Source organism: Sphingomonas sp. ID0503 (genome assembly GCF_048565625.1).
GTDB lineage: Bacteria > Pseudomonadota > Alphaproteobacteria > Sphingomonadales > Sphingomonadaceae > JBLZUR01.
The window spans coordinates 1,829,374-1,841,879 of the sequence record NZ_JBLZUR010000002.1; the positions used below are offsets into that span (position 1 = coordinate 1,829,374).

The 12,506-nt window shown below is 67.2% G+C and carries 9 protein-coding genes; 1 reads left to right on the forward strand and 8 read right to left on the reverse strand.

Features of this window, described 5'->3' with window-relative positions; translation table 11 throughout:
* Window positions 1-29: 29 nt before the first annotated feature.
* A complete protein-coding gene (locus ACM608_RS09875; RefSeq protein WP_419683055.1) occupies window positions 30-1,307 on the reverse strand; it encodes a hypothetical protein in 1,278 nt (425 codons plus the stop codon).
* Between ACM608_RS09875 and ACM608_RS09880 the strand changes: the two genes are divergently transcribed.
* Window positions 1,306-3,603, forward strand: a complete 2,298-nt coding sequence (locus tag ACM608_RS09880) for a hypothetical protein (RefSeq protein ID WP_419683056.1) — start codon at window positions 1,306-1,308, stop codon at window positions 3,601-3,603. The genes ACM608_RS09875 and ACM608_RS09880 overlap by 2 nt on opposite strands.
* A gap of 298 nt (window positions 3,604-3,901) precedes the next feature.
* Here ACM608_RS09880 and ACM608_RS09885 read toward each other — a convergent pair whose 3' ends face one another.
* The 7 genes from ACM608_RS09885 to nuoL form a co-directional block, all read right to left on the reverse strand.
* On the reverse strand, window positions 3,902-4,174 hold the full coding sequence (locus tag ACM608_RS09885; RefSeq protein ID WP_419683057.1) for a DUF1467 family protein: 273 nt from the start codon (window positions 4,172-4,174) through the stop codon (window positions 3,902-3,904).
* Window positions 4,175-4,267: 93 nt separating this feature from the next.
* Window positions 4,268-5,911: a ribonuclease J gene (locus ACM608_RS09890; protein WP_419683058.1), complete on the reverse strand. Its 1,644-nt coding sequence runs from the start codon at window positions 5,909-5,911 to the stop codon at window positions 4,268-4,270.
* Complete coding sequence (locus tag ACM608_RS09895) at window positions 5,908-6,684, reverse strand: type III pantothenate kinase (protein ID WP_419683060.1); 777 nt, start codon at window positions 6,682-6,684, stop codon at window positions 5,908-5,910. Before ACM608_RS09895 ends, ACM608_RS09890 begins: the two co-directional genes overlap by 4 nt.
* Before the next feature lie 8 nt (window positions 6,685-6,692).
* Complete coding sequence (locus tag ACM608_RS09900; protein ID WP_419683062.1) at window positions 6,693-7,397, reverse strand: biotin--[acetyl-CoA-carboxylase] ligase; 705 nt, start codon at window positions 7,395-7,397, stop codon at window positions 6,693-6,695.
* A gap of 4 nt (window positions 7,398-7,401) precedes the next feature.
* Window positions 7,402-8,829: an NADH-quinone oxidoreductase subunit NuoN gene (nuoN, locus tag ACM608_RS09905; RefSeq protein WP_419683063.1), complete on the reverse strand. Its 1,428-nt coding sequence runs from the start codon at window positions 8,827-8,829 to the stop codon at window positions 7,402-7,404.
* Window positions 8,829-10,406 carry an NADH-quinone oxidoreductase subunit M gene (locus ACM608_RS09910; protein WP_419683064.1) on the reverse strand — a complete coding sequence of 526 codons (1,578 nt, stop codon included), beginning with the start codon at window positions 10,404-10,406 and terminating at the stop codon, window positions 8,829-8,831. The genes nuoN and ACM608_RS09910 overlap by 1 nt, the downstream gene beginning before the upstream one ends.
* Window position 10,407: 1 nt before the next feature.
* Window positions 10,408-12,501 carry an NADH-quinone oxidoreductase subunit L gene (nuoL, locus tag ACM608_RS09915; protein ID WP_419683065.1) on the reverse strand — a complete coding sequence of 698 codons (2,094 nt, stop codon included), beginning with the start codon at window positions 12,499-12,501 and terminating at the stop codon, window positions 10,408-10,410.
* Between the last annotated feature and the right edge of the window lie 5 nt (window positions 12,502-12,506).

The window sequence follows — 12,506 nt, forward strand, 5'->3', positions numbered from 1 at the left end:
AGACGGCCCGGGCGGCAACCCGCTAGTCGCTATTCACCACGTTGTGGCCTCAGCAGCATCTGTTGTGTCCAAAGCAGGGACAGACCGGCATAGGCAGCGCCAAATGCGAGGCCGATCACAGGCAAGCCGGCGGCGGCGAACGGCAGCGCCACGAGCGGCAGAGCGTCCCGATCGGCTATCCAGCGCGAAGGCTGCGCGGTCGGCCCGCGCGTCAGACGCAGGATCATCGTCTGCGCCGCCACGCCCCGCATCGCCACGACCAGTGCGGCCGCCAGCGCCCAAGTTCCCCATCCCGCCCGGAGCGAGAGCGCCCATGTCAGGCCCAAGAGGGCCAGGCCGGACGCGATCCAACGTGCCATGTCAAAGAGATCGCGGGCGGGCGGTTGCCGCAACTTTAGCCGGATGATGCGTGCCGAAAGCGACGCAACTCCTCCCGCAAGGACGAGGATCAGCAGCCCGGCCCAGGCGGGCGCGGCGAGGAAGGCGGCAGCCGCGACGATGGTGAGCAGCAGCGCCGCCGCCTCGAGCACGGCCGGTGGCACACCCCGGCGGAGCAGCGCGCGTGCGGCAAGCCTTTCAGGCCAGGCATAGATGTAGCGGGCGACCCAGCTTCCGGCAGGCGCGTTGGAGGCAGCAACCAGCCTTTCTCTTACCGCTTCGGTCGAGGCTGTATCCCGCACCAGGAAGATGTGATCCCCCGCCAGCGCCGCCAGCCTTGCCGGACCGCCCTGCAAGATCCGCCGCAGCAGGGTCGAGACCAGCTCCCACTCGCCGAGCATGGCGACCGTCTCTGCCAGTTCGTCGCCGCTGCACAGCATGACGCCGCCCCAGCGGTGTTGCCCATCGATCCGTTCGAAGATTTCGTTCTCCGCCGCGTCGGGAACCACGACCACCGCCGCGCCGGGCGCGGAGATGATGCGGTCGATCACCGCCTGATCGGCGACCACCCCGTCGGCCAGTACGATCAGGCGCGCATCGGGGTGGATCCGGTCGGCGGCGTCCGCACTGGTGCGCGCGATATCCACGCGCAGGCCGTTGCGGCGCATCCTGTCGACGGCGGCTGCAAGCGCGGCCGGAATGCGCTCGGCCAGGATGACGATGTGGTCCGCGCCGGCCAGGGCGACCTGTCGCGCCTGATGCTCGATCAGCGCATCGCCCGCCAGCAGCAGGGTGGCACGCAGCCCGCCGCCCTCGTCCGCCGGCTCGCTCGCCGCGATCAGCGCGCTCAGTCCCAAGGTCTCGTCCAGCCCCCATTCGCTCGCACCCGCCCTTTCGCGGGTCGCGAAAGCTGATACATTGCCGGTCATGACATTGGGGGCAAGGCGCGTCGCGCCGCTTTATCTTGAAACGCAGATGCCGGCCGGGGAGATCGCGGTGGACGAAACGACACCAGCGGTTGCCGAGGAAGAGCTGAGCTGGATCGAACCAGCGGCGGAGCTGCCGGCCGAGCCGCGCTGGCCGGCGGGGCTGCTGATCGCGGCGGCTTTGCTGTGGATCGGCGTTTCGGCCTGGGGAACGGTGCTGGCATTGTCCGGGCGGGTGGCATCGGTGCCGGTCATCGTCAGCTGGATTTCGGTGGGCTGTGGCCCGCTTGCGCTCCTCGGCATCGGATACTTGCTTTGGCGGCGATCGCCGCGCCGGGAGGTCGCGCGCTTCGGCGGCTCCGTGGCGACGATCCAGGGCGAGACCCTGCGACTGGAAAGCCTGCTCGCCCGCATCAACACGCGGATCGAGGCGCAGAGTGCGGCGATCGCCGGACAGGCCGATGCACTGGCGGCGCTCGGCGAGCGGACCGGCGGGCGGCTGGATCAGATCGGGACGCAGCTGAAGAGCGGCACCGCCGAACTCGGCCGGCAGGCGACCGCCCTGGACGAAGCGGCCGAGCGGGCGAAGACCGACATCGGTATCCTGCTTGGCGACCTTCCCGAAGCCGAGCAGCGCGTGAAGCAGATCGCAGCGGCGATCCGCGAGACGGAGGACAACGCGCAACAGGGCGCGACCCGGTTGGAGACGGCGCTCGCCCAACTGGCGCAGCGCGCCGGCGCCGCTGGCGACGCCGGCCAGAAGGGCGCGGCCGGTCTGGCCGCCGTCCTCCACGAGATCGAGGCGCTGACGCAGTCGAGCGAGGAGCGCGTCGCGGCGCATGCAGCGCGCGTCTCCGAGGCGCTGGAATTCTCGCTGCGGCAGGCGGCGGAAGCGTTCGAGCAGACCCGCGCCGGCATCGACCAGCAGAGCGCCGCGATGCTGGCGATGGTCGATCAGGGCCAGGTGGCGCTCGGTCAGGCGGGCGTGCGCGCCGCCGCCGAACTGGGCGAGCGGATCGAGGCGGTGGTGGCGCAGCTGGATACGCTGGGCGACCGGCTGGCCATCCACGATCAGGACAACAGCACCGTCTTCGCACGGATCACCCGACATCTGGTGGAGCTTGAGACACGTTATGTCGTGATCGGCGAGAGCGGACTCGCCAAGACGGGGCAGCTGGACGGGGCGCTCGCGGCGCTGCGCGGCGAAATCGAGCAGCTGACCAACTCCATGGCAGCGGGCGATCTGGCGGCAAGCGTCACGCTGAAGCGCGCAGAGACGCTCCGCCAGCAACTCGACGCCTGCCTCGACGGCATCGACATCCGCATTCCCGACGCGCTGGAGCGGGTCGAGGCACGCGCGGTGCAGAGCCAGCGTGTGGTGGACGAGGCGCTGCCCAAGGTCGAGGCGCTGATCGGCGGGGCCGATGCGGTGGCGAGCCGGCTGGCGGCCGCCGATGGCGCGCTCGACCGACAGGTTGCGACGCTCGGCGCGTATTTCGCGAAGGTCGAAGAGTGCGTGGCGGCGGCGCGCGGCAATGCCGAGGAACTGGCCGGCGCGATCGGCGAGATCGAGGGACGCACACGCGACCTGTCCGAGGGTTCAGCGGCGCGGCTGGTCGAGACAATGATCCGCGTCCGCGAGACGGCGATGCAGGCCGCGCAGCGGGCCGAAGAGGCGATTGCCGCGATCGTCCCGAAGGCGGCGGCGAGCCTGGGTGACGCCAGCCGCAGCGCGATCGAAGGGGCGATCGCGGCCGAGGTCGAGGGCAAGGTAGCGCGGATCGGCGAGGCCGGCGCGCGTGCGGTCGAGGTGATCGAGCAGTCGAATGCGGACCTGCTGCGGCAGTTGAAGGTCATGGTTGATACGACCAGCGCGATCGAGGTGCGGCTGGAGGAGAGCCGCAAGCGACTGGCGAAGAGTGACGCCGACAGCTTCGGCCGGCGCATGGCGCTGCTGATCGAGGCGCTGAAATCGACGGCGATCGACGTAACGGCGGTGCTTTCCACCGAGGTCTCGGACACCGCCTGGGAGGCGTATCTGAAGGGCGATCGCGGCGTATTCGCGCGACGCGCGGTGCGGCTGATCGATGGCGGCGCGGTCAAGCAGATCGGCCAGCTCTACGAAGCCGATTACGCGTTCCGCGATCAGGTGAACCGCTACATCCACGATTTCGAGGCGATGCTCCGCGACGTGCTGGCGAATCGCGACGGAACCCCGCTCGGCGTGACGCTGCTGTCGTCGGATGCGGGCAAATTGTACGTCGCGCTGGCGCAGGGGATCGAGCGTCTGCGGGGGTGATCCGGCGTCCGAATTGGGCGCGGAAGTTTGCCAAGTTTGCGCTACGTAACGCTCGGAATCGGGTCCCGAACGTGCGAATGGCTCGCAATGCGTTGGTCGACGGCATCCCGAAGGTGACAGGAACTGTGGACTGAGTGGCGGCCTGCTTCATCCGCGATGATGTGCGGGATTTTGGCGGCTGTAGGACAGCGTTTCGTTCGCCCAAGGGTCAGGGTCGGGTGACGCTGGCCCTTCGACAGGCTCAGCGCGAACGGCGTTGGGCGTGGTAGGGCCGTCGAGCCATTTCCGGCCGGCTGGCCTAATCCTTCCGGCGATCGGTGAAGAAGTCCACGACCTCTGGGCCGAACCAGCCGTTGACGTAGTTGGCGTAGTAGAGCGCGAAGAGGACGGCCGAGACGATGGTCGTCCAGAGTGCGGTGCGTTTGAAGCTGAAGCGCGGCGGCGCGCTCTCGGCTTGGCCGGGGATATGGGCTTCCGCGTCCGGGCTGGAGCGGAGGCGGAACGGCAGGACGAAGAAGAAGCTCATCGACCAGAACAAGGCGTAGATGGCGAGGGCGGAGGTGAACTTCACTCGTTCCGGCCCCCGTGCTCCTGCGAAGGCAGGAGCCCTGGCGCGCGGGGCGTGTAGGCTCCTGCCTTCGCAGGAGCACGTTGGGGGGAACGATCAGACATTGATGATCGACACCAGCACGATCGGTTTCTTGCCGGTCCACTCGGTCGCGACGCGGCGCACCGCCAGCCGGATGCCCTCCTTCAGTTTCTCGACGTCGCGCTCGCCCTTGCCCGCTGCCTTGGCGGCGGCGGTCGCGGCGTCGGCGATGAAGTCCTCCTTGTCCTCCTCGACCGGCACGCCCTGAAGAGCGACGGCAGGATCGCCGATGACGAGGCGGCGTTTGCGGTCGAGTGCAACAGTCACCGAGATCACGCCGTGCAGGGCGATCTTGCGCCGCTCGTTCATCGTGCCGCCGTCGGCCGGGAGGATGATGTCGCCGTCGAGGACGAGGCGACCGGTGCGTTCGTCGGCGATCTTCTTCGGCGCACCGGGCGCAAGGCGGAGGACATCGCCGTTCATCTGGACGATCGACTGCGGCACGCCCTTTTCAAGGGCGAAGCGTGCCTGTTCGGCCATGTGGCGGAGTTCGCCGTGAACGGGGAGGACAATTTCCGGCCGAATCCAGCGGTACATCAGCTCCAGCTCCGGCCGGCCCGGATGGCCGGAGACGTGGACATGCGCCTGACGGTCGGTGACCATCAGCACGCCCTTTGCCGCCAGCTGGTTCTGGATGCGGCCGATCGCGAGTTCGTTGCCGGGGATCTGCTTGGACGAGAAGACGACGGTGTCGCCGCGCGACAGCTTGATCGGGTGGCTGTCGAAGGCAACGCGGGCGAGCGCGGCGCGGCTCTCTCCCTGCCCGCCCGTCGCGATGATCATCACCTCGCGCGGCGGCAGGCGCATGGCGGTGTCCACGTCGATGGTCGGCGGGAAGTCCTTCAGGTAGCCGGTCGCCTTGGCGACGCGGATGATGCGATCGAGCGAACGGCCGGCGACGCAGAGCTGGCGTCCGGTGTCGCGCGCCACCTCTCCAAGGGTCTGCACACGCGCAGCGTTGGAGGCGAAGGTGGTGACGAGGACGCGGCCGGTGGCGGCACCGATCACGCCGTCGAGGCCTTCGCGCACCATCGCCTCGGACCCGGAGGCATCATCGTTGAAGACGTTGGTGGAATCGCAGACGAGCGCGAGAATGCCCTCGTCGCCGATCGCCTCCAGCTCCGCCGCGGTGGACGGCGTGCCCAGCAAAGGCTGCTCGTCGATCTTCCAGTCGCCGGTGTGGAAGATCTTGCCATGCGGCGTGTCGATCAGGAGGGCGTTCCCCTCCGGGATCGAATGGGCGAGCGGGACATAGCGGAAGCCGAAGGGGCCGAGCTGGAAGCTCCCCTCATTGGGGATGACGTGGAGCTTCACCTTGTCGGCGATCCCCTCCTCATCCAGCTTGCCGCGGATCAGGCCGGCGGTGAACGGTGTCGCGTAGAGCGGCACGTCGAGATCGGCGGCAAGATAGGGGATCGCGCCGATATGATCCTCATGCCCATGTGTGAGGACGATGCCGAGCAAGTCCTTGCGCCGCTTCTCGATGAATTCGAGGTCGGGGAGGACGAGGTCGATGCCGGGATAGCCCGAGTCTCCGAAGGTCAGGCCGAGATCGACCATCACCCATTTGCCGGCGGTGCCGTAAAGGTTGACGTTCATGCCGATTTCGCCCGACCCGCCGAGGGCCAGGAAGAGGAGTTCGTCGTTAGAAGGCTTCATCGCGGCGATGTGGTCCGATCGTGGAGCAGGGACAAGCCCTGAATGGTCAGATCGGGCTCGATGACGTCGAATACCGTGCTGTGCCTGTCGAAAAGCGTGGCGAGGCCGCCGGTTGCGATGACCTGCACGGGGCGGCCGATCTCCGCCTTCATGCGGGCGACCAGGCCCTCGATCATCGCGACATAGCCCCAGTAGATGCCGATGTGCATCTGATCCTCGGTATTGCGGCCGATGACGCTGCGGCCCTCGGGCGCCTCAATGGCGACGCGGGGGAGCTTGGCGGCGGCGACGACCAGCGCGTCGAGCGAGAGGTTGATGCCGGGGGCGATGATGCCGCCCTTGTACGCGCCTGAATAATCGACGACGTCGAAGGTGGTGGCGGTGCCGAAGTCGATGACGATGAGGTCGCCCTTGTGCCGTTCATGCGCGGCGATGACGTTGAGCACGCGGTCGGCACCGACCGAGGCGGGCTCGTCCACGTCCAGCGTCACCGTCCAGCCCTCCGCCCCGGCGACGAGAGGCGTGACGTTGAAGTATTTGGTCGCGAGGACCTGCAGGTTGTGGAGCGCGCGGGGGACGACCGTGCCGATCACCACCGCCTCCACCGCCGAACGATCATAACCTTCCAGCTGGAGGAGCTGGTGCAGCCAGACGGCGTATTCGTCGCCGGTGCGGCGCGGATCGGTCGCTATGCGCCAGCGAGCGCGGATGGACCCGCCCTCGACAAGCGCGAAGACGACATTGGTGTTGCCGGCGTCGATGGCGAGCAGCATTGCGGATCCTAGATCATGAAAACGTCGGCGGCGTGGATGACACGGACGGTGCCGTCCGCCAAGCGCAGCCGCAGCGCGCCGTCTTCATCGAGGCCGTCGAACAGACCCTCCAGCGTGCCTTCCGGGCGGCGGACGGAGAGCGCGCTGCCGACCGGATGGGCGCGTTCCAGCCATCGGGCGCGGACGGGCGCGAGCCCCTCCCCCCGCCAGCGTGCCAGCCAGCGGGCAAAGGCCTCGGCGAGATCGGCGAGGAAGATGCCCGGCTCGGGCGGGGCGGCGCCGAGGGCGGTGAGGCTGGTGACCTCTCGATCGTCGAGGCTTGGTCGATAGGTCAGGTTGACGCCGAAGCCGATCACCACCGCATCCTTCGCCCGTTCGAGGAGGATACCCGACAGCTTCAGGCCGTCGCCGAGGAGGTCGTTCGGCCATTTGATGACCAACCGCCCCGCCCCGAGATAGGCGGCGGCGACCTCCTCCAGCGCGACGATCGCGACCAGCGCCAGCGTGGCGGGCGTCGGGTCACCGGGGGTGAGACGGACGAGCGTGCTCGCGTAGAGATTGCCGGCCGGGCTGACCCATTGTCGGCCCGAACGCCCCTTACCGCCGGTCTGGATATCGGCCCGAACCCAGGACCCCTCCGGCTCCCCCCGCGCCGCCAATGCCAGCATGTCGGCGTTGGTCGATCCCGTGACCGGGACGGCGCGGATCGTCATCCGATCAGAACAGGGCGGCCGCCGCCACGCCCGACACCTGATCGAGGAAGGGGATGGCGAGATAGCCGAGCGGCGAGACGGCGAGCGCGAGGAAGGTGACCAGCACGCCCTCCGCCACCTTGTCGTTGGCGGCGATGACGTTCGCGGGCTCGTCGAAGTACATCGTCTTGACGATCTTCAGGTAATAATAGGCGCCGATCACCGAGGTGGCGATGCCGACGGCGGCAAGCGGCCAGAGACCCACCTGCACCAGCGCATCGAACACCAGGAACTTCGGCCAGAAGCCGAAGAGCGGCGGGATGCCGGCGAGGCTGAACATGAACACCGCAAGGGCTGCGGCAAGGCCCGGACGCGTGCGCGACAGGCCCGACAGGCTGGCGATCGTCTCGACCGGTTGCCCATCCGCACCGCGCATGTGCAGCACGCAGATGAAGGTGCCGAGCGTCATGACGATGTAGACCGCCATGTAGGTCAGCACCGAGGCGGCGCCGGCCGGCGTGCCAGCGGCCAGCCCGAACAGCGCGAAGCCGACATTGTTGATCGAGGAATAGGCGAGCAGGCGCTTGACGTTGGTCTGCCCGATCGCCGCGACGCCGCCGAGGATGGTGGAGGCGAGCGCCGAGAAGATCACGATCTGACGCCAGGCCATCGTCGCCGGCCCGAGCGCGTCGATCGAGACGCGGACGAGAAGCGCCATAGCCGCGACCTTCGGCGCGGAGGCGAAGAAGGCGGTGACGGGAGTCGGCGCGCCCTCGTACACATCCGGCGTCCACATGTGGAACGGCACAGCCGACGCCTTGAAGGCGAGGCCGGCGAGCACGAAGACGAGGCCGAAAAGCTCGCCGGTGGACAGGCCGTCCGCCATGCCAGCGGCGACACCGGTGAAGCTCGTCGTGCCGGTGAAGCCGTAGAGCAGCGAGATGCCGTAGAGGAGCATTCCGCTCGCCAGCGCGCCCAGCACGAAATACTTCAGGCCGGCCTCCGCCGAGCGGGTGTCGCGCCGCATGAAGCTGGCGAGGACATAGGCCGCGAGGCTCTGCAGTTCGAGACCGACATAGAGCGTCAGCAGGTCGGTCGCGGAGACCATCATGCCCATGCCGACCGACGAGAGCAGGATCAGCACCGGATATTCGGCGCGAAGTCCGCCCGTGGACACGAAGAAGCCGGGCGCGAGCATCAGGGCGATGGCGGCGGCGACGTAGATCAGGACCTTGGCATAAGCCGAAAACGCATCGGCGACGTAGAGGCCACCAAAGGCGATGCCCCAATGGCCGTGCACCGCAATGATCGCCGCGGCGGCGAAGAGCGCGACGGCCAGGATGCTGATCGTGCGGGTGGCGCGATCGCCGGCATAGGCCGCGACCATCATCAGCGCGATCGCACCGAGGGACAGGACCAGCTCAGACAGGCTGATCGCGAGCGAACCGAGCATCAGTGCGCCTCCCCATGCGCGGCGGGTGTTGCCGTTGCGCCATGATGCGCGGCGGGTGCAGGCGCGCGGCCGGCGGTGGGTTGCGCATCGCTGGGCGGCGCGGTCGGCGACACGCGGGCGAGCAGCACGCCGATATCCCTGCGCATCGGTGCGAAGAAGCTTTCCGGATAGATGCCCATCCACAATGCCGCTGCGGCAACCGGGACGAGCAGCGCGATCTCACGCGCGGACAGGTCCGGCATGGCGGCGACGTCGTCCTTCGTCAGCGGGCCGTAGGCGATACGGCGATAGAGGTAGAGCGAATAGGCGGCGCCCAGGATGATGCCGGTCGTCGCGCCAAACGCCACCCAAGAGTTGGCGTGATACGCCCCTACCAGCGCGAGGAACTCGCCGACGAAGCCCGAGGTGCCGGGGAGTGCCACAGACGCCATGGTGAAGAACAGGAACAGCACCGCGTACTTCGGCATGTTGGTGGCGAGGCCGCCATAGCGGTCGATCTCCCGCGTGTGCAGGCGATCGTAGAGGACGCCGACGCAGAGGAAGAGCGCGCCCGAGACGAGGCCGTGGCTCAGCATCACGATCATCGCGCCTTCGAGGCCCTGACGATTGAAGCTGAACAGGCCGATCGTTACGAAGGCCATATGCGCGACCGATGAGTAGGCGATCAGCTTCTTCATGTCGTTCTGCACGAGGGCGACGAGGCTGGCATAGACCACCGCCACCATCGACAGTCCCATGACCAGCCAGAACAGTTCGGCCGACGCCACCGGGAACATCGGCAGCGAGAAGCGGATGAAGCCGTAGCCACCCATCTTTAGCAGCACGCCCGCAAGGATAACCGAGCCGGCGGTCGGCGCCTGGACGTGCGCGTCGGGCAGCCAAGTGTGAACCGGCCACATCGGCATCTTCACCGCGAATGACGCGAAGAAGGCGAGGAACAGCCAGATTTGCGCCTGGGGCGGGAAGTCATAGGCCATCAGCGCCGGGATCGATGTGGTGCCGGCAGTCTGCGCCATCCACAGCATCGCGATCAGCATCAGCACCGATCCAAGCAGCGTGTAGAGGAAGAACTTGTAGCTGGCGTAGATCCGATCCGCGCCGCCCCAGATGCCGATGATCAGGTACATCGGGATCAGGCCAGCCTCGAACATGATGTAGAACAGGAACAGGTCCTGCGCTGCGAACACGCCGATCATCAGCGTTTCCATCAGCAGGAACGCCGCCATGTATTCCGGCACCCGCTTTTCAATCGCGACCCAGCTGGCGCCGATGCAGACCGGCATCAGGAAGGTCGACAGCACGATCAGCAGCAGGGCGATGCCGTCGATGCCGAGCGCCCAGCTGAACCGGCCAAAGAGCGGCAGGTTCTCGGTGAACTGCCATTGCGGGCCACCGATGTCGTAGGTCGCCCAGAGCAGGATGCCGAGCGCGAGATCAACGAGCGTCGCGCCGAGCGCGACCCAGCGCGCCTGCCCTGCCCGCGCCTCTTCCTCTCCGGGTGCGGCAAGGCACCAGAAGGCGGCGGCGGCGGGCACCGCCAGCATGATCGACAGGATTGGAAAGCCAAGCTGGTTCATGTCAGCGGGTCACCGCCCAGGTGGTGGCGGCGGCGAGGCCGAGGAGCATCACCAGCGCGTAAGTGTAGACATAGCCCGATTGCAGGCGGGCGGTGAGTCGCTGGCCACCGACGACCAATGCCGCAGCACCATTCGGGCCGAAGCGGTCGATCGTCCCCTGATCGCCGCGCTTCCACAGGAAACGGCCGATCGCGAAAGCGGGACGCACGAAGACGACGTTGTACAACTCGTCGAAATACCATTTGTGCAGCAGGAAATCGTAGAGCGCCGAGAACTGCGCCACGAACTTCGCCGGGAAGGAAGGGCTGCGGATATAGGCGAGCCAGGCGATCAGCAGGCCGGTCAGCATGACGATCGCCGGTGCAAGCTTCACCCACAACGGAACGCCGTGCATCGTGTGCATCAGATCCTCGTTGAAGAACAGGCTGCCCTTCCAGAAGCCGGCACCGGTCTCTGCACCGACGAAATACGGCGCGAAGACGAAGCCCGCGAAGATCGCGCCGAGCGACAGGACGCCAAGCGGGATCAGCATGTTGATCGGGCTTTCATGCGGGTGATAGCCGGCGGTGCCGTGCTTCACCTGATCCGCGCCCGCGTCATGGGCGTGTGGCGAATGGCCGGCATCCTCCGCGGCGGGATCGTCGTGATGATCGTCATGGCCATGATGACCATGCGCGTCGTGGACCGCGTGCTGGATATGCTCCGACCCTGCCCAGCGGGGGGTCCCGAAGAAGGTCAGGAAGACGAGCCGCCAGGAATAGAAGCTGGTCAGCAGGGCAGCGAAGATGCCGACGGCAAAGGCGATGCCGCCCGCCTGCGTGCCGGACGCATAGGCCGCCTCGATGATCGCGTCCTTCGAGTGGAAGCCGGCGAAGCCGAACGCGGGCAGCACGCCAGGGATTTCGATCAGACCGACACCGGTGATCGCCAGCGTGCCTGCCGTCATCGCCCAGAAGGTCAGCGGGATGTGCTTCCTGAGGCCGCCGTAGAAGCGCATATCCTGTTCATGGTGCATCGCGTGGATGACCGAGCCCGCTCCAAGGAAAAGCAGCGCCTTGAAGAAGGCGTGGGTGAACAGGTGGAACATCGCCGCGCCATAGGCACCGACCCCGGCGGCGAAGAACATGTAGCCGAGCTGTGAACAGGTCGAATAGGCGATCACGCGCTTGATGTCGGTCTGCACCGTGCCGACCGTCGCGGCGAACAGCGCGGTGGCGGCACCGACGAAGGTGACGACGGTGAGCGCGGTCGGGCTCATCTCGAACATCGGCGACAGGCGGCAGACCATGAACACGCCGGCGGTGACCATCGTCGCGGCGTGGATCAGAGCGGACACGGGCGTCGGACCCTCCATCGCGTCCGGCAACCAGGTGTGGAGACCGAGCTGCGCCGACTTGCCCATCGCGCCGACGAACAGCAGCAGGCAGAGCACCGTCATCGTATCCACGCGGCCGCCGAGGAAGCCGATGGTCGAACCGGTCATGCCCGGGGCTGCCGCGAGGATCGCAGGGATCGACACGGTGCCGAACACCAGGAAGGTGCCGAAGATGCCGAGCGAAAAGCCGAAATCGCCCACCCGGTTGACCACGAAGGCCTTGATCGCCGCCGCGTTGGCTGAGGGCTTCTTGTACCAGAAACCGATCAGCAGATACGACGCGAGGCCCACGCCTTCCCAGCCGAAGAACATCTGGATCAGGCTGTCCGACGTCACCAACATGAGCATCATGAAGGTGAAGAGCGAAAGATAGGCGAAGAAGCGCGGCTGATCCGGATCCTCGGCCATATAGCCCCAGGAGTAGAGGTGGACGAGCGCCGAGACGGTCGTCACCACCACCAGCATCACCGCCGTCAGCGTGTCCACGCGCAGCGACCAGTCGACGACGAAATCGCCCGACTGGATGAAGGTCAGCACATGGGCGACATATTCGGTGCTGTCGCCCGTCAGGAAGCCGATGAAGATCGGCCAGGCGAGCGCGCAGGAGGCGAACAGGCCACCGGTTGTAATCGCCTTGGACACGGTCGCGCCAAGGAAGCGCTGACCGAAGCCCGCGACGATCGACGAGATGAGGGGCAGGAAGACGAGAAGCTGGATCACCGAAT